Origin of the sequence: Acinetobacter junii (assembly GCF_018336855.1) — a bacterium.
In the GTDB taxonomy this organism is placed as follows: Bacteria; Pseudomonadota; Gammaproteobacteria; order Pseudomonadales; family Moraxellaceae; genus Acinetobacter; species Acinetobacter junii.
The window spans coordinates 1,267,451-1,287,060 of the sequence record NZ_CP059558.1 but is presented as its reverse complement, the minus strand read 5'-3'; the positions used below and the strand labels follow the sequence as shown (position 1 = coordinate 1,287,060).

12 protein-coding genes, 1 tRNA gene and 1 pseudogene are annotated in these 19,610 nt (G+C 38.3%); 6 read left to right on the top strand and 8 right to left on the bottom strand.

What is annotated here, in order from left to right:
* Positions 1-236 precede the first annotated feature (236 nt).
* Positions 237-1,490: an OprD family outer membrane porin gene (locus H2677_RS06125; protein WP_212639378.1), complete on the top strand. Its 1,254-nt coding sequence runs from the start codon at positions 237-239 to the stop codon at positions 1,488-1,490.
* Positions 1,491-1,510: 20 nt separating this feature from the next.
* Positions 1,511-2,854 carry an MFS transporter gene (locus H2677_RS06120; RefSeq protein ID WP_212639377.1) on the top strand — a complete coding sequence of 448 codons (1,344 nt, stop codon included), beginning with the start codon at positions 1,511-1,513 and terminating at the stop codon, positions 2,852-2,854.
* A gap of 64 nt (positions 2,855-2,918) precedes the next feature.
* On the opposite strand, the gene H2677_RS06115 is transcribed toward H2677_RS06120, so the two are convergent.
* The 3 genes from H2677_RS06115 to H2677_RS06105 all read right to left on the bottom strand — a co-directional run bounded on the left by H2677_RS06115 (position 2,919) and on the right by H2677_RS06105 (position 6,349).
* Positions 2,919-3,905, bottom strand: coding sequence for an AraC family transcriptional regulator (locus tag H2677_RS06115; protein ID WP_099948432.1), 987 nt, complete (start codon positions 3,903-3,905; stop codon positions 2,919-2,921).
* A 237-nt stretch (positions 3,906-4,142) separates the two neighbouring features.
* Positions 4,143-4,232, bottom strand: a tRNA-Ser gene (locus tag H2677_RS06110).
* Between the two features lie 86 nt (positions 4,233-4,318).
* A complete protein-coding gene (locus H2677_RS06105; protein ID WP_212639376.1) occupies positions 4,319-6,349 on the bottom strand; it encodes an NADPH-dependent 2,4-dienoyl-CoA reductase in 2,031 nt (676 codons plus the stop codon).
* Positions 6,350-6,643: 294 nt separating this feature from the next.
* Between H2677_RS06105 and argG the strand changes: the two genes are divergently transcribed.
* From argG to H2677_RS06090, 3 genes are all read left to right on the top strand, one after another.
* Entirely contained in the window at positions 6,644-7,987 is a 1,344-nt protein-coding gene (gene argG, locus H2677_RS06100; protein WP_004913003.1) for an argininosuccinate synthase, read from the top strand.
* Positions 7,988-8,180: 193 nt separating this feature from the next.
* On the top strand, positions 8,181-8,864 hold the full coding sequence (locus H2677_RS06095; RefSeq protein WP_004953417.1) for a pirin family protein: 684 nt from the start codon (positions 8,181-8,183) through the stop codon (positions 8,862-8,864).
* Between the two features lie 1,048 nt (positions 8,865-9,912).
* Positions 9,913-10,563, top strand: coding sequence for a glutathione S-transferase family protein (locus H2677_RS06090; protein WP_004953412.1), 651 nt, complete (start codon positions 9,913-9,915; stop codon positions 10,561-10,563).
* 171 nt (positions 10,564-10,734) lie between these two features.
* Here the strand turns inward: H2677_RS06090 and H2677_RS06085 are convergent.
* The 5 genes and pseudogenes from H2677_RS06085 to H2677_RS06070 all read right to left on the bottom strand — a co-directional run bounded on the left by H2677_RS06085 (position 10,735) and on the right by H2677_RS06070 (position 18,056).
* A pseudogene (locus H2677_RS06085) lies at positions 10,735-11,275 on the bottom strand (glycoside hydrolase family 108 protein).
* Between the two features lie 127 nt (positions 11,276-11,402).
* Positions 11,403-11,606 carry an acyl-CoA thioesterase gene (locus H2677_RS16005; protein WP_099948427.1) on the bottom strand — a complete coding sequence of 68 codons (204 nt, stop codon included), beginning with the start codon at positions 11,604-11,606 and terminating at the stop codon, positions 11,403-11,405.
* A 413-nt stretch (positions 11,607-12,019) separates the two neighbouring features.
* On the bottom strand, positions 12,020-12,403 hold the full coding sequence (locus H2677_RS06080) for a hypothetical protein (RefSeq protein WP_228301668.1): 384 nt from the start codon (positions 12,401-12,403) through the stop codon (positions 12,020-12,022).
* Between the two features lie 949 nt (positions 12,404-13,352).
* Entirely contained in the window at positions 13,353-17,207 is a 3,855-nt protein-coding gene (locus tag H2677_RS06075) for an ESPR-type extended signal peptide-containing protein (RefSeq protein WP_212639375.1), read from the bottom strand.
* A 252-nt stretch (positions 17,208-17,459) separates the two neighbouring features.
* Positions 17,460-18,056: a phage tail protein gene (locus H2677_RS06070; protein ID WP_212639374.1), complete on the bottom strand. Its 597-nt coding sequence runs from the start codon at positions 18,054-18,056 to the stop codon at positions 17,460-17,462.
* 606 nt (positions 18,057-18,662) lie between these two features.
* On the opposite strand from H2677_RS06070, the gene H2677_RS06065 reads away from it, so the two are divergent.
* Positions 18,663-19,589, top strand: a complete 927-nt coding sequence (locus H2677_RS06065) for a sensor histidine kinase (RefSeq protein WP_212639373.1) — start codon at positions 18,663-18,665, stop codon at positions 19,587-19,589.
* The last annotated feature ends 21 nt before the right edge of the window (positions 19,590-19,610 follow it).

The following is a 19,610-nucleotide window of genomic DNA, read 5'->3' as shown; positions in this document are numbered from 1 at the left end:
CGTAAAACTCCAGAACGAATACATTGCTACTAAATGGGAGGAATATTAACTTTTTTTATATGCATAAAAGTCAAAATGACCAGTCATCGCTTTTGGAAAATATGGATGAATTTCAGGAAATTCTGGATAGTGAAGCGCTGCTAGAAAAGGTTCAATCTTGATTATGTACCTAATTGTTTTCTAAGCAATTAGGTACATGAAGGAACAATAAATTTCCCAAAGGAAGGTATTCAAGAATGGATAGACCAGAGTCAAAAGCAGGATCACACACACCTATGATGCTACTTAGTCTGCTAAGTTGTATCACTATATCCACATATACTCATTCCGCTGAAGAAGAATGGAAATTCACTCTAAAAAATGCATATATTGATCGTGATTTCAAATCTGATCACTTAAAAGATGTAGGTAGTTGGTCTCAAGCAGCATCCCTTTTTTATACTTCTAAAATGCAGGATACACCGCTCTTAATCGCAGGTGAACCCATAAAAATCGGTGCCAATGCATCTACACAATATGCAGTACGACTAAGCTCAGATAAGCATGTTGCTGATGCTGTTTTACCTTTTGATAAAGCTAATCAATCACAGGCTTCTGATTATTTAAAATACGGCGCTACCTTAAAGCTTGGTTATCAAGATACATTATTAAATCTTGGTGAACTTTGGTTAGATCTTCCATTCACAGTCGTCGACGGTAGCCGACAATTACTGACCTCTTATTGGGGTACAAATTTGCGGACTAAAATAAATGATAAAGTGCAAATTGAGCTTGGACGTGTCAACAAAGTCTCTCCACGTAATGAAGAAGACTTTCGTAAATTTTCCTTTACATCGAAAGGTGTTACAGGATATTCAGATGGCTTAAATTACATAGACTTACGTTATCAGATCAGCCCAAATCTCAAGACAGAATACTACTTTGGTCATTTGGAAGACTTATTTAATAAACATTATCTCGGCATAGAACATACATGGACCTCAAATCATTTTTCATTAAACTCCAAACTTAAATATTTTAATGACCAAGATAATGGCAACCAATTCAAAATTGATTCTCAAAATATCGCGTTATTAGAAACCTTAAAAATTAGTAATCATAGTTTTGGTTTAGGGTATCAACAGTTGGTTGGTGATACAGGGTATCCACTATTAGATGGATTTTTACCTGAATATTATTTTATTAACTGGAACGCCACAGGTTTTGTTAAAAAAGATGAGCAATCGTATCATCTAATTTATGGCTATGATTTTAAAGACTATGTTCCTGGTCTCAACACAACGCTCAAATATGTCTATGGAGATAATTTCAAGACTAATGATGGTTTAGAAAATCATGAATCAGAAACCAACTTCATCCTCAACTATGCCTTCCAACAGCCATTCATCAAAGGGCTAAGTCTGCAATATATCCTTATAGATTACGACGTTAAACATGGAAATGATTTCACTGAAAGTCGTTTGTTTGTTAATTATAGTAAAAAATTCTAATCATTTTTAAAGGAATAGAAATGAAAACAATTAATGTAAACTCGGTGATTGATCAAGAAAAACTCTCACCACTGCAATGGCTTGTCTTTACACTCGGATTCTTGGTTTTTTTCTGTGATGGACTAGATACAGGCATTATCGGTTTTATTGCACCAGCTCTTTTAGATGACTGGGGCATTACAAAACCACAATTGGCACCTGTTTTAAGTGCAGCACTAGTCGGTATGTCAATTGGAGCAATTCTTTCAGGTCCTCTCGCAGATAAATTTGGTCGCAAGAAAGTAATCATCATTACAACATTACTTTTTGCTGTTTTCACTGTGCTTTGTGGATTTGCAAACTCGACTCAAGACCTAATGATTTATAGATTGATTACGGGTATTGGATTAGGTGCAGCCATGCCGAATATTAGTACTATAGTGTCTGAATATATGCCTGCAAAGCGTAAGGCCTTTCTGACTGGATTGGCTGGTTGCGGGTTTATGTTGGGCATCTCTTGTGGTGGTCTACTCTCCGCTTACTTACTAGAAAGTTTAGGCTGGGCCAAAGTGATCATCATTGGTGGTTCTATCCCCTTACTCCTTGTTGTTGCTCTTATTTTAAAACTTCCAGAATCAACCCAATATTTAATTAAAAGCAATCGCCACACAGAAGCACAACATATATTGGAGAAAATACAAGGTTTTCCTTTTAATGAAACTGTTTCATTAGAGCTTGCTCAAGCCGAAACACAATCAAATGAAAGCCCAGTTAAACAAGTACTTGGTAAATATCTTTGGAGTTCAAGCATGCTCTGGTTATGCTGCTTCATGAGTTTATTGGTGTTTTATCTATTAACCAGTTGGATGCCAACAATTCTGAAAACGGCTGGATTCAGTACACAACAATTTAGCTTAATCGCAGCAATCTTTCCATTCGGCGGTGTGATTGGCGCCACCATCATGGGATGGTATATGGATAAGGTCAATCCAACGGTCGTAATTAAGTACTCTTACCTCATTGCATTCTGCTTATTCCTTGTAGCAGGTTTTGTAAGCTCTAATATGGTTATGTTAGGTATGGCTATTTTCTTAATTGGAGCACTACTTGCGGGTGCACAATCGTCTTTGTTACCTTTAGCAGCAATTACATATCCATCAACATGCCGTGCGGTTGGTGTATCTTGGATGCATGGTATAGGTCGAGTCGGTGCAATCTTAGGTGCTTTCTTTGGATCACTAATTTTTACCTTTGACCTTGGATTAAGTGGTTTATTCTACATTCTAGCCTTACCAACATTCATTTCATTTATGGCATTGAGCTTTAAAGTTTTAAAAGAGAAGAAAAACGTAGCGCAAGTATTAAAAATCGAAGAAGTGGCTTAGTCATTTGACCATAAAAAGCCGATTTAGAAATTTATCTAAATCGGCTTTTTTTATATCATTTGAATTAAAGCGATTTACTTTTTGTCTCGCTTGGCTTCTCACCAAACTCATCCTTGTACTCTTGCGAAAATCGACTCAGGTGATTGAACCCCCATTCATAAGCCAATCTTGAAATTGAAATCTTTTTCTTAGATGCTGAGGTGCTTAATATTTTGTAAATCTGCTGTAATCGGTATTTTTTTAAGAATGCTATTGGGCTCGTATTGTAAAAATGCTGGAATTCCTCATAAAGTTTTGACTTAGAAACACCTGCCATACGATGTAAATCATCTGCACAAATCTCTTCATGGGCATGTGCGATAATGTAATCCCTTACTTTACGAATGTAATTCGGTACAAACTGATTAGATAAATTTCTTAGTGCGTCGGAATAATTATTTTCTTGGGACAATAATAGTCCTTTTATGATGAAATTCTCATAGTCTTCAGACAACATTTGCAACCCATAAAAGCTCATATATTGTGATTTAAGTTGCAAAAAATTTTGAATGTTTTTCCACCAAACATCAACCAACTGCTCAGCTTCTAGATCCATCTCAGGATTAAAAATAATAGGACTTTCTATTGATGTATTGAGTAAGTCTGATAATACAATTTGCATACTACGTTCAGGAATAACGACTTGTAGCTTTTTACAATCTTTATCAATCATCAAATCCTGATAGTCATTATTTGAAACAATCAGTCCTTTATTCGCATTTGAGCAATAGTGCGCTCCACGTATATTTAAAGATTGCTGACCGTGAATGGGCAAACTAATGCTATATGCTTTTAAGTTTGAAATATTGATTGCAACATTAGCACCATAGCTAATAGTACCAATTGCCATTTTTTTATTCGGTAAACGCATACCGTCATAGTGAAAATCAAGTTTATCTTTGTGGATTGTGTCTAAACGGTGTTCACCACATATCATAGACATTAAATTCTGTGCGAAATCAGCCTCACGAGAGTGATGATTCAAATCAACTTGTTGGCTTAGTGATGTCATATCCTTGTCACCTAGCTAGTTACCTATCTTCAGATAGGCAAGTTATGTGCCAGTTAATATCCGTTAACTGACTACTTATTTATTATATTTTTACCATGAATATAGGAAATTAGCTAAGCATTTAAGATAAATGAACTTACGACTTGAGTAGCATTTAAAGTTAATAAAGCTAAATATATTCACCATCTGATTTGATAAAAAAAAGCCCTTGTAAAAACAAGGGCTTTTTTCGATATTTGGCGGAAGCGGTGAGATTCGAACTCACGGAGGACTCACACCCTCGTCGGTTTTCAAGACCGGTGCATTAAACCGCTCTGCCACGCTTCCATGTGCGTAAGAATACAAAGCTTGATTCTTTTATTCAAGAAAAATTTAACTGCAATGTATTCAAATGCATAATGTTTCATCAATTATCAAAGTTTTGCTGCTAATTCAGCACCTTCACGAATCGCACGTTTTGCATCAAGCTCAGCAGCAAGCTTTGCGCCACCAATAATATGATAATTGGCAAAGGTATTCTCACCTTCTTTTGGCATCAAATCTTTTACAGATTCTTGACCAGCACATACCACGATCGTATCAACACGCAATAACTGATCATGACCATTGTGCTCGATCCACAAGCCTTCATCAGTCACAGATTTATATTGAACGCCTCTTAACATACGTACTGCATGTTTTTTGAGTTGTGCTCGATGAACCCAACCAGATGTTTTACCTAAACCAATACCAAGAGGTGTCGTTTTACGTTGTAATAAATAAATTTGGCGAACTGGCATTTCCACTTCTGGACGTTGCGTTCCACCTTCAGAAATATAGTCTGGATTTGGATCAACACCCCATTCACGCTGCCATTCAGCTAAAGGTTGTGGTTGAGGCTGATGCGGCGGTTTTAACAAAAATTCAGACACGTCGAAACCAATACCACCCGCGCCGATAACTGCGACTTTATGCCCAACTTCAGCGCCTCTTAAAACTTCAGCATAAGATAAAACTTGTGGAGCAGTACTACCCTGAATTTTTAAAGCACGAGGAACAACACCTGTTGCCACGATAACTTCATCGAAACCTTCACGTTCGAGTTGCTCACGATTTACACGAGTGTTCAAACGTAAATCAACCCCAGTTTGTTTAAGTTGAACTTTAAAGTAACGAATAGTCTCATGGAATTCTTCTTTCCCAGGAACAACTTTCGCTAAGTTAAATTGACCACCAACGTCATCACTTGCTTCAAACAGTGTCACTGCATGACCACGACTTGCAGCAACTGTAGCCGCTGACATTCCAGCAACACCACCACCTACAACAGCTATACGTTTTGGTTTTTTAGTTTTAATATAAACCAATTCAGTTTCATAACACGCTTGTGGGTTAACTAAACAACTCACACGTTGATTTTTAAACGCATGATCTAAACATGCTTGGTTACACGCGATACAGGTATTAATCTCATCTACACGATTGGTTGCGGTTTTATTTACCCAGTATGGATCAGCTAAAAATGGTCTTGCCATTTGCACCATATCTGCTTTACCTGAAGCAATAATTTCTTCGGCAACATCAGGCATATTAATACGGTTTGAAGCAATGATTGGAACAGAAACATGCTGTTTAACATGAGCCGTATAGTCTACAAATGCAGCACGAGGCACAGAAGTGACAATCGTTGGGATACGTGCTTCATGCCAGCCAATCCCTGTGTTTAATAAAGTCACGCCTGCTTTTTCAAGTGCCTTTGCTACAACGATCACTTCCTGCATTGTATTTCCGTCATGCACGAGATCCAGCATGGATAAACGGAAGCAGATAATGAACTTCTCACCCACTTTGGCACGGATTGCTTTTACAATTTCCACAGGAAAACGCATACGGTTTTCAATATCACCACCCCAGCGATCGGTGCGCTTGTTCACGTGGCTGCTAAGGAATTGGTTGATTAAATATCCCTCTGAACCCATGATTTCAACACCGTCATACCCTGCTTTTTTAGCTAAGCTTGCACAGCGTGCATAGTCATCAATTGTAGCCAGAATTTGTGAATCTGACATTTGACGTGGTTTAAATGGGTTAATTGGTGCTTGAATTGGCGAAGAAGAAACTGAAAATGGATGATATCCATAACGACCAGAATGCAAAATCTGCATAAGAATTTTTGAACCATGCTTATGCACAGCGTGAGTAACAAGACGGTGATGAGGAATATCCACCAAACTATTCATCGTACCACCCGCTGGCAATAACCAACCTTGACGGTTTGGAGAAATACCACCAGTAATAATAAGACCTACGCCCCCTTTTGCACGCTCACCAAAATAAGCTGCAAGTTTAGGATAGTTAAAAAAACGGTCTTCTAAACCAGAGTGCATTGAACCCATCACAACACGGTTTTTAATGGTCGTAAAACCCAAATGTAATGGTTTTAAGATATTTGCATAGCTAGTCATGGTATTCCTTCTATATTTATTGGCTTTGCAACTTGTTGCATAGTACTTTAACTGAATTTTTATACGTGTTTATGACTTTTTTTAAGAAAATGCTGACACTAAAGTCAAAAGAAATGTAACCGTTATGATTTACATCTTAAAAATTCAATATTCCACATGAAAGCGCACATAATTTTTCTGCTTAGTTTTTTCTTTCGGGAAAACAAGCTCAATGAAAAGTGTTACAATAGCTCCGATTTTTTATTCTCAAGACCACCTATTCGGGGTCTTTACTAATAAACGTTAGGACAAGCAATGACTGATAATGCAACTATCTTGCAGCACGTACCTGTAGGCAAAAAAGTTGGGATTGCCTTTTCTGGTGGTCTCGATACTTCAGCAGCTTTATTGTGGATGAAGCAAAAAGGTGCGGAACCTTATGCTTATACAGCAAACTTAGGTCAACCTGATGAAGATGACTATGATGCTATTCCAAAGAAAGCTGAACAATACGGTGCAGTCAAAGCTCGATTAATCGATTGTCGTTTACAACTTGCTCTTGAAGGTATTGCTGCAATTCAATGTGGTGCCTTTCATATTAGCACTGGCGGTGTACCTTATTTCAACACAACACCTTTAGGTCGTGCAGTAACAGGTACTATGCTTGTGACAGCAATGAAAGAAGATGATGTGAACATCTGGGGTGATGGTTCTACTTATAAAGGTAACGATATTGAACGTTTCTATCGTTATGGTTTATTGACCAATCCAGCTCTAAAAATCTACAAACCGTGGTTAGACCAAACCTTTATTGATGAGTTAGGCGGTCGTGCGGAAATGTCACAGTTCCTCATCGACAACGGTTTTGACTATAAAATGTCAAAGGAAAAAGCGTATTCAACTGACTCTAATATGTTGGGTGCTACTCACGAAGCTAAGGATTTAGAATACCTCAATGCAGGTATCAAAATCGTAGACCCAATTATGGGCGTTGCTTTCTGGAAAGAAGATGTAAAAATTGATGCAGAAGAAGTATCAATTACTTTTGAAGAAGGTTTCCCTGTTGCATTAAATGGCCAGCGTATTGAAGATCCTGTTGAGCTGATCTTAGAAGCTAACCGTATCGGTGGTCGTCATGGTCTTGGTATGTCTGACCAAATTGAAAACCGTATCATCGAAGCAAAATCTCGTGGTATTTATGAAGCGCCTGGTATGGCTCTATTGCATATCGCTTATGAGCGCTTAGTTACAGGTATTCATAACGAAGACACGATTGAACAATATCGTATCAATGGTTTACGTTTAGGTCGTCTACTTTACCAAGGTCGTTGGTTCGATTCTCAAGCGCTTATGCTTCGTGAAACAGCACAACGTTGGGTAGCTAAAGCGATTACTGGTACTGTCACTTTAGAATTACGTCGTGGTAATGATTACACGATTATGAATACCGAATCTCCTAACCTCACTTATGAAGCTGAGCGTTTAACAATGGAGAAAGGTGATTCAATGTTTACACCAATGGATCGTATCGGTCAGTTAACGATGCGTAACCTCGACATTACCGATACTCGTGCAAAACTTGGTATCTACACTGAAACAGGTTTACTTGCTGTTGGTCAGGGTTCTGCAATTCCTCAATTGGAAAGCAAATCAAAGTAAGTGACTGATAAGTAAAATCATCTTACAGAAAAGGCTGAATATAATATTCAGCCTTTTTTAATAGCTCAATAAAAATCATTAATAAAAAATCATTCCATAAATAGAACAATATGTCGCAATTAAAGACTATTTATAACCATTATGAATCGATATTATTACTATCAAGCAAAACATAAGAATTAGGAGATGAAAGATGAATGCTTATCTACATCGTAGTGAAAATCGCGGTCATGTAAAAGCTGGCTGGTTAGATACTTACCATAGTTTCTCATTTGGTAGCTGGTACAATCCGAAATATATGGGTGTGAGTGCATTACGTGTAATTAATGACGATACGATTGCAGCACATAATGGTTTTGGTACGCATCCGCATGACAATATGGAAATTCTAACCTGTGTACTTGATGGCACCATTTCTCATAAAGATAGTATGGGTAATGAAGGTCAAATTAATGCAGGTGAATGGCAATTAATGAGTGCGGGTACAGGTGTAACCCATAGTGAAATGAATAAGCATGATAAAGCAGTGCATCTATTACAGATTTGGATTCAACCAAATGTTCAAGATGCTGCACCGACTTATCAGCAAATTCAGCTCAACCCAAAGGATCACCCTAACCAATGGCATCTAATCGCAGGCGATGAATCTGCACCAATGTTGATTCGTCAAAATGCTGAAGTAAAAACAGCTGTACTTGAGAAAGATCAACAATTAGAAATCACAGCAACGAAAAAAGTGAACTATGTTCACGTGGTTTCTGGTGAAGTTATGATTGCTGATCATCATGTAAAAGCTGGCGATGCTTTATTGTTTGATGAGACTGCAACAATCAAGGGGCTTGAAGATGCCCAAATGATTTGGTTTGACCTACCATAAGTCGAAGTTTAACTCGTATCTCTCCCTCTGAGGTACGAGTTTTTTAATCATGGTTACTACTATCACAACTGTTAGAATCCGAATTTGATTCATCACTAGAACGACATTCATCAGAATGCCGATCGTCATGTTCCTGATATGAATTAGATGCGGAAGTTGTTGAAGAATATGAATGACTATAATCAGCATTATCCTGTATAGGCTTAGCTTTCTTCGCTAATAAGATTAAGAAAACCAAACCAATGGTAAAGACTAAAATAATCAATATCAGCACCACAATCCCCTATTGCTACTCTAATTTTTGTTCCAAAATATAGCTTAGATTTTCTTTTAAAAAATTGGCATTAAAAAAGCCCGATTAACGGGCTTTTCTACAACCTTGAACATTTTTAAAAACAATCAAAATTGTTTCGTTCGTTGTTAGCTGTGTATTCAGGTTGTCATATCTTTGTTCATTTAGGAAAGATTTCTCTTTAATCCTAAATAGTATATGACTTCCTTATTGATTAAATTATCACCAACACCAGTCTCAGTCAAGTAGCATAAAATGACAAAATCCAGAGTTAAATGCTTTGCAATTTTAACCCAGCATAATCATAGTTATTTTCAATTAATAGATTAATTAAATGGCATGTTCTTTAAATCTATAAAATATTTTATCTTTTATAACTTTATATTTGCGATTGAGATATAGTTCAAAAGCTTTACAAAGATGTTCTACCTACTCATCCTCCTTTGTATTTAAAATAAGGATTATTTCTAAATATATGATTTTTATAAAAATTAAATTTTTATTTTTTCAACCCAAGAAGAATATTGAAACTTACAGAGTTTCAGACTCTAGAATTGCTAAGCTTTTTAGCAAAGTATCACTCTGTCCTGACTTACAAATCCAAACGTTGAAGAACATCTGATTATTCACATTTTCTATACCAGTTGGTTGCTATTTATAAATAGATAAACAGCACTATCAATTGACTTGAGGGTATATTGGAAACCGTAAAATTTTGGGAAATTTCCCATAAAATTTTTTAAGACAGGAAACTTCATGATTACATTACATCACTTAGACCAATCACGCTCTTTCCGCATTTTGTGGTTACTTGAAGAAATCAAACAACCGTATGAATTGCAACGCTATTACCGTGACAAAGTTACTCATTTGGCACCTGAGTCACTAAAAAACATGCATCCTCTAGGAAAATCTCCTGTGATTGAATGGCAAGGTAAAGTTATTGCGGAATCAGGAGCTATCGTAGAGTTACTGATTCAAAGACTTGCACCACATCTAGCACCAGATACAAATGACGCTAGTTATGCAGATTACCTACAATGGATCCACTTCGCAGAAAGCTCTGCGATGGTGCCATTTTTATTAAAAACGTTTAATCAGATAGAAACTAAACACGGCACAAAATTAGTATTTCTAGAAAACTATACTCAAATCGAGTTTGATAAAGTTTTTGGTTATTTAAATGATTTTTTAAAAGATAAATTATTTTTGGTGGGCGATCGTTTAACTGGCGCCGATTTTATGATGGGATTTGCCCTTCACGGATTAATTCACCATATGAAACAAGGCGAAAAATTCCCACATATCAGAAGCTATGTCGAACATTTGAGTTCATTACCAAGTTGGAAAGCTGCAGAAAAAATTGAACAAAATGATTGGTTATCTGAAAAGGATAAGAATAGTTAAGGTACGTTTCTAAAAATCAACCTGTGAACCAAGCCCTCTTATGAGGGCTTTTACACAAACTCCAACATGAAGATTGTTATTGATCGTATGTGCTGAACACCCTGAGTTTATGCACAAAAATTAAAACACTCACAATCAATGATATAAGCGTTTGCAATGATTAACTTTTTTTTATGCGATTCGATTATTGATCCAGCCATAGAAAAATTGCTCCTGTGTAGGATTACGTTCGCATATTTCGATATAGCGTTGCCCTTGCATGATGTTCAGCACTCGCACTAAAACCTTTTCATCATCTTTACCGCATTTGACCATATAGGTTTTGAGAGCATTTAAAGTGGCTGGACCATAAATCCCATCAACTACTAAATCTGGCCATCCGCCTTTACCTTGATTGTTTAAAAGATTTAAAGCATGTTGCAGTAATGGTTTGGCAAAGCCAGTCCCACAGTTGACACCTGTATCCAGTAACTCTTCAGCCACGGCGTTACTAATCAAATTGACTTGATCAAATCATAGCGTAATCCTGTATTGTTTCGATATATGTCTTTGGCCACACTTGATGGCAGACATGGCATGTCAGCTTTGAAGCCACTTGCACGTGCGGCCCTTCAGTGATCCCAAACTTAGTCGCTCCTCCACGATCAGTGGGATTATTTAGATAGCCATCTTCACGTTTAATTAATTCATTAAAATATTGTTCGATGTTCATTTTTGCTTTCCTTTGGGCAATAAAAAACCGCTTTTCGGCGGCTTTTAAATTCATAATATAGACCTCCCGAAGGAGGTCTGAGGTATTGTTTATTTTTTAATCATTTAACAATCAGAAACACTCGTATCTAATTTGTTAGATATTTACGCATTTGTCTTTGTCTTCTAGTGAGTCCAAGAATCTCTTTTCTACTTAGTATTTCTTCTTCATCAAAACCAAGATGTTTAATTAGCTCGTCTATTGGTAATTCACTATTTTCGATCAAAAAGCAGTCTTGATCAGTTGTCCATTTTGTAAGTAGATACTCAGGTTTCTTGCGCGATCTTTTCATGTTAGTGCTGTTTATCAAACTTATGAGATGTGATCAGAAGAACAAATGAATAAAGGTGCCCTGATATTGCTTACACATGACATTTCTCAGAGCATTAAAAACGCTCACATTACTGTGAGCGTTTTGGTATTTCTCGTCTTTCCGAGTGTCAGTCGTTTGCCCAGTTAGGCGATGTATAAACCCGTCTAACCTGATATAGAAAGTACCTACAATTTAAGTATCAATCAATTATTTTATTCCGTAATATTTTGATAATTATCACTTTTATTTCACACTAAATCTGATTTTAATTTGATTTGCACAGAAGTTTCTAGCTGTGATTTTTCACTAAGCTAAAAACTTAACTCAAGTTGAAAAAGTATCTATTTTTTCAACTCTAAAAGAATCCGATGTTAAAAAATTTTTTTGTAAAATTAATTATTTCCAATCCTTATACAAAAATTAGTTGACCCAATGTCTTGTATCTCCATGCTATAAACAGGCTTTCCATTATTCTTATCTTCGTTAATTAATAGTTTAACAACACCATAATTCTTCTCACCTGTTATTTTAACTTTATAAAAGTATATAGGTTGTGTGGATTCATCTTTACTTGGACTGCCAACCGATCTAATACTATAGTCTGTAACTTTGCCATACTCTCTTCTTATCGCATCATCGGTATATATTACAGACTCAACACGCTGAACATTATTCTTACTATTAATCATAAAATGTACTCCCGAATATATAAGTAAAAATACACTTATAAGAGCAATATTTCTTTTCTTCTTCAAATCTTTAAATTCTATAAACATCTAAGGGGGAAACCTTTTGAAAATATTCAAACAAATTATAAAAATCGTTACCTAATTGTACCCACTACAAAAAAAAGCTTGCGTCAACAAGCTTTTAAAAACTTAGTGAACTCTTTATAACTCCGCTCACTATAGTAGAAATATGCCGTAGCCTTTGTACAAGGCCAAGTTAAGATATTTATAATTATTCAATTCCTCTTACAATTTAAACAGCTCCAATAGAAGAAGCTATAGACAAGAAGATTGCTGGTATCTCAATAGCGACAAAGAGTCTAATATCTTGCCCAAAAATCACCTTATCGTATTTCCATGCTAAATAACTAAGTTTAAACAAGTTAATCAGAGTTTGTTTTAAGGTATCTTTTTAGTCCATCGAAATACCCAAAGCTTATGCTGGTCATGCGACTGAAAAAATGACAGATCACTACCTACAAGGACATGAAGAACCGAAGCCGCGACGCGTCAGTTTTAGATGATTTTTTAAGTTCAAAATACGGCGATTTATTGTACTTATTCACATTAAAACCGAACGGAGTTCCCCAAAAACACCCCGAAAAGTCTCCTAAAATAAAAAAGCCCACTTTTTGATTGGGCTTTAATATACTGTTTTCACAGTGAATTTTGGTAGGTATATCCAGACTCGAACTGGAGGCCTCTACGATGTCAACGTACTATTTTATTTTTACAATCAAATATTTAAATAGTATTGGTGTCAAAATAGAGTTACATTTTCTTTGTAACTCTATATTACGAATTCAGATAATTCATCCATAAATTAGCGAAATTGAAATTAGATGTAAAGCAGCCATTTGTGATGGCTACTCCCTCAGCTAAGATAAACACAAATCAATATGAGGCAGCTTCATTTTAAAGATACCTCATACTTGAAAGGCTGGATTACACAAATCGAATTAAAGCTTTCAAAGTTAACGTCTTTTAGTCTTTAATATCATTTCCATGAATAAGATACACCTGCACCAACTGCTGTATTCTTGCCACTATTTAATCCACTTGAGAAAGAGCCTTTAATGGCAACTCCATTTTCAAAGTAGTGACTTGCACCAATAGCTAGGGCCGACTTACTATCATAATTACCTACACCCAGACCGACACTTGTCGTCCCTTGTACAGCTGGCGTTGGAATATTGCTCATAGCTGCAATCCCTGCAATCCCTTCTGCGGCAATCTCTCTATTTTTCTCCATATTGTGTGCTAAACGATTTGAGACATCACGAAACTCATTTTCTAAATCTGTAAACTTCGTATCAGCATAGCTTTTGGCTTCAGATAAAACTTGAGCATCGGCAGATTTATACTCTTGACGTATCACAACCTCACGTTCATTTGTATAGGTCTTCGCACTTTCTAAAGCAACTTTATTTCCCGCATCTGCATGAGCTTTTGCATCATTCAATACTGTCTTATCTGCTAAAGCAAAATCATTACGGATCGAAACTTCTCGCTCATTTGTGTATGTTTTAGCGTTAATTAAAGTCGCTTTATCTCCTGAATCAGCATAAGATTTTGCATCATTCAGTACTTGAGTATCGGCATCTTTCATTTGTTTCAGATTAACCGCATCAGTATCTTCAGTACCAGCGGCAACGTGAATAATTTGACGCTCCTTCTCCGTAGCACCCACAGATACTGTATTGTCTCGATTTGATGCCGAATCATTACCCAATACAACAGCATTTTGAGCCGAAGTATTGACATTATTTCCAAGAACAAAGGTTTTACCATCGCCATTAATTGTATTGTTATTACCAATGGCGTAACTGTCATCTGCATTAATATAACTTGGATCACCTATTGCCCCAGAGCGATCTCCTGTCACTTGGTTACCCACACCAATGCTAATCGATTGATCACCTTGTGCAGAAGTATTTGCTCCAATTGCAATTGCATCTTGACCAGTCGCTTCTGCTTTTGGTTCAATTTTTGGTGTATTTGATTGAATTTGGATATATGAATTACTTATTGAATTTGACCATTCTGCCTCTGTGCCCAAAAAGCCATTTTCTTTTGCAATCTCAAATGCACTCTTACCAGTAGCTCCTGTATCACCCTTAGCTCCAGTATCGCCTTTTTCACCAGTAGCACCTGTATCACCTTTAGCTCCAGTATCGCCTTTGGCACCATCAGCACCCGTATCACCTTTAGCTCCAGTCGCGCCTACTGCACCCGTATCGCCTTTAGCTCCAGTTGCACCTACTGCACCCGTGTCACCTTTGGCTCCTGTATCGCCTTTGGCACCATCAGCACCCGTATCACCTTTAGCTCCAGTCGCGCCTACTGCACCCGTGTCACCTTTAGCTCCAGTTGCGCCTACTGCACCCGTATCACCTTTAGCTCCAGTTGCACCTACTGCACCCGTGTCACCTTTGGCTCCTGTATCGCCCTTGGCACCATCAGCACCCGTATCACCTTTAGCTCCAGTCGCGCCTACTGCACCCGTATCACCTTTAGCTCCAGTTGCACCTACTGCACCCGTATCGCCTTTAGCTCCAGTTGCACCCGTATCGCCTTTAGCTCCAGTTGCACCTACTGCACCTGTATCGCCTTTAGCTCCAGTTGCACCATCAGCACCCGTATCACCTTTAGCTCCAGTTGCGCCTACTGCTCCTGTATCGCCTTTGGCTCCTGTATCGCCCTTGGCACCATCAGCACCCGTATCACCTTTAGCTCCAGTCGCGCCTACTGCACCCGTGTCACCTTTAGCTCCAGTTGCACCTACTGCACCCGTGTCACCTTTAGCTCCAGTATCGCCTTTGGCACCATCAGCACCCGTATCACCTTTAGCTCCAGTCGCGCCTACTGCACCCGTGTCACCTTTAGCTCCAGTTGCGCCTACTGCACCCGTATCACCTTTAGCTCCAGTTGCACCTACTGCACCCGTGTCACCTTTAGCTCCAGTTGCACCTACTGCACCCGTGTCACCTTTAGCTCCAGTATCGCCTTTGGCACCATCAGCACCCGTATCGCCTTTAGCTCCAGTTGCACCCGTATCGCCTTTAGCTCCAGTTGCACCTACTGCACCTGTATCGCCTTTAGCTCCAGTTGCACCATCAGCACCCGTATCACCTTTAGCTCCAGTTGCGCCTACTGCTCCTGTATCGCCTTTGGCTCCTGTATCGCCCTTGGCACCATCAGCACCCGTATCACCTTTAGCTCCAGTCGCGCCTACTGCACCCGTGTCACCTTTAGCTCCAGTTGCACCTACTGCACCCGTGTCACCTTTAGCTCCAGTATCGCCTTTGGCACCATCAGCACCCGTATCACCTTTAGCTCCAGTCGCGCCTACTGCACCCGTATCGCCTTTAGCTCCAGTTGCACCTGTATCGCCTTTAGCTCCAGTTGCACCTGTATCGCCTTTAGCTCCAGTTGCACCTACTGCACCCGTATCACCTTTAGCTCCAGTCGCGCCTACTGCACCCGTATCGCCTTTAGCTCCAGTTGCGCCTACTGCTCCTGTATCGCCCTTGGCACCATTAGCACCCGTGTCACCTTTAGCTCCAGTATCGCCTTTGGCACCATCAGCACCCGTATCACCTTTAGCTCCAGTCGCGCCTACTGCACCCGTGTCACCTTTAGCTCCAGTTGCACCTACTGCACCCGTATCACCTTTAGCTCCAGTTGCACCTACTGCACCCGTGTCACCTTTGGCTCCTGTATCGCCCTTGGCACCATCAGCACCCGTATCACCTTTAGCTCCAGTCGCGCCTACTGCACCCGTATCACCTTTAGCTCCAGTTGCACCTACTGCACCCGTATCGCCTTTAGCTCCAGTTGCACCTACTGCACCCGTATCACCTTTAGCTCCAGTCGCGCCTACTGCACCCGTGTCACCTTTAGCTCCAGTTGCGCCTACTGCACCCGTATCACCTTTAGCTCCAGTTGCACCTACTGCACCCGTGTCACCTTTAGCTCCAGTTGCCCCTACTGCACCTGTATCTCCCTTAGCTCCCTTTAAAGAAGCAAGCCACTCTGTTTCTGTTCCTAGGAAACCATTATCTTGAGCTATTTCATATGCACTCTTACCATCTAGCCCCGTGCCACCACCTGACGGTAAATGATTAATTTGAGTTTGGAGATCATTTAACTTGGAATTTACCGCAGTAAAAGCAGTCCCGACAGTCGTATAGTCTGAGCCTTGAATTGAGTAGGTAGGTGCTGTATAAACACCCGAAGCATTAAAACTGCCGCCTAACACCCCCACTAATGCATTTAATTGAGCAAAGTTGACTGCATCTTTATCTTGTGTACCTGCAAGTATATTTGTCAGTTTATTGTTATTAAATGAGATTTCTTTGTTTGTTGCTGGTCCATTCACAGCACCTTTGGAATCAATACCACCTGCCCCCACTCTTAAAGTATCGGTAGAAATGGTAACTGCCATATCCTGATTAATGCTTGCAGTATTTGCATCCAAGTTAAATGCCGTACTTACAGGATTGGTAGCACAAATCAGATCACCTCTAGTCTCTGATGGCGTTGCTGTGTCTATACCTGTTGCATTACTTACAATAACATTACTTATAAATGTGTTTGCACCATTGATATAATCACATTTGATAATGGCTTCAGCCATCACATTTTGGCTACTTAATCCACCTAAACAAAGCGACACAGCAACCGCTATTGGCTTTAAATTAAAAGTAGGAGCAACTAAATACTCAAGTTTTTGACTTTCTGCGCTCGGCATAGTGATTTGTTCTGATTTCCCACTACTTTTGGCGTGTTCTGACACGACAACAATTCGTCCTAAAGTCTTATTCCATATTTTTTTAAAGATATGATTCACAATATTCCCCTAAAAGTGCGACGATACTCGCAAAACATTACAAAACATTTTTTAGGCTTTGGAATCACTGAAAATAATGAGTAAACAAAAAAACTCTTCTTTTTTTTCAAGAAGAGTTGCTTTCAAGGACATAAAACACACTAACCGCTTAAATTAAATTTGCGAAGTTTTCTCATTCTCTATCGCATCAATAGTCTTAAGTTCAGCCGTAGTAGCAAGATAATATACCCAAAGTTGATTTTTAAATTAAACTTATGGCATAGGTGGATAAGTTCCATGGACGCAAATAATAAAATTTAGACTTAAATAGGGATTGGTTACATCAAATGCTAAACCAGAACCCTCCATAGCAGTCATTCCAGAAAGTTCCGTTTCGATACTTGCTTGAATAGGACGCATATTTTTTAACCCCGACGTGTTCGTGCTATAAATAGTCTCGCCAGTTGTATGTGCCCAAACTGCATTGCTAGGATCGGGTGTATCTCCCATTTCCTGACTAGCTAGAGGAGTCAGAGATAGATTGGCTTTAATTTTTTGCTCATTTAATTTATGTTGATGCGTTGGCAGATTGCGGGCATCTAAACGAACCGACGCACTGCCTCCTTTTTGAGCAAGAGAAAAAGATTGTTTATCAGTTAATCGCTCTCCTGCACAGATTGGCATGCGCCCTCGTAAATCGGGTAATGCAAATGTTTTATCTTTCTCACCGCCATATGTATTACCTAATAAATTATATAAAGACGAATGTTCCTGTACATTTAACAGTCGTCCATCACAAAACATCCAGCCTTGTGGCACAAAATGAAATGCAACCATACAGATTTCACCTAAAAATGCTTCTCGTAGCATATACTTTCTCCCTAAACGAATTTTTATTTTCAAGATAACGACTTATCTCTACTTTCATTAGAGAATACTTTTTTTGTTTTGGAATCATTGAAACTAATGAATAAGCTCAAAAAAATGCAAGAGGCTTTGATATTTCGTATAAAATTCTATGCTGATGCTTTATAGTTTTCTTAGACGTAAATATTACCTATGTGACTATACGGCTAAATTGACTTATACCTTTCTAAGTAAGATTTGACAGCTATGCTTCAGTCGACATCCGATTTTTATATATTGTTTGTACCTTTACTCTTGCTTGGGATAGGTATTGGATTAAGTGTTTTATGGTGGAAATTTCGGTATCTCGTTTCAATTTTTTGGTTAGCGCTTTCTCTTGTATGTAATGGAAGTGCCTTACTTATTCAAAGCCTGATTCCAATCGAAAATCTGGTATATCATCATTATTATTTAGCTGTGCTTTATCTAACCACCTATATTGCACTCACCCAGGCCATATTAAGTTTTTTTAACTATCAAGTTTCTATAAGATTTTGCCTAGTTGTTCTGCTAGGCGTAGAAATGAGCTGTCTTTATTTTTCATTTATATATGATTCCATTTATGCGCGAATGCTTAGTGTGGCCCTTGGCACATCACTGATTCTATTACATAAATTTCCATTTATATTGCGTTTATCTCACCATGGCTGGTATGCACGTAGTTTACACATTGTTTTTTCTTTTACCCTGTTAATCTTTGTTTTTCGTAGTATTGGACTCGCTACATTTATCTATAAAGCAGAATATAACCCTATGAATTTTGGGTCTATTTCGCACTGGTTTATATCTCAATTGGCGATTTTAAGTTTTACATTGTTATTTGTCGCTTTGTTATTGATTTTGAATTTTCGTAAAATTCTAGATGCTCAACAGCCTAATCTTCAACACATTAGGACTCAGCAACACATTCAGTTTTCGCATGATTTGCACGATATTGTTGGTAGTACGCTGGTTCGCTCGATAAGTCAATTAACTCACCATACGCACAGTATGAACAATCAACAATTCTTATTGTTATTTGAGCAGTTAAAAACAGATTTATCTAAAGTCACGACCCATGAATCTATAGATACACCTTTTGAGGCTGTGTTATCACCTACACAGTGGTCATTACCTATTCGAGAACGTTTTGAGGTGATTTTTTTGGAGTTGGGGATTTCGTCCATTTGGCAGCTTTCAGAGAACTGGCTTATTCAACCTTCCAATGAAGAGTTGTTGACATTGCAACGTGTCATCGAAGAACTATTTACCAACATCATTAAGCATAGCCGAGCAAAAAAAGTCCGTATTCATCTATATCATTCTAGTATTTATCAATTTATTTTAGATATTGAGGATGACGGCATTGGTTTTGATCCCGAATTTGTGTTTAAGCACAGTCATGGTATAGGTTTACGCAGTATTAAACATCGTTTACAAATCATTAATACTGAAATGCATATCTTTTCAAAAAAAGGAAAAACTGTATTTCAAATTTTAAAGCGAAAATCCCTGTAAATACCTGAATTCAAGGATGTA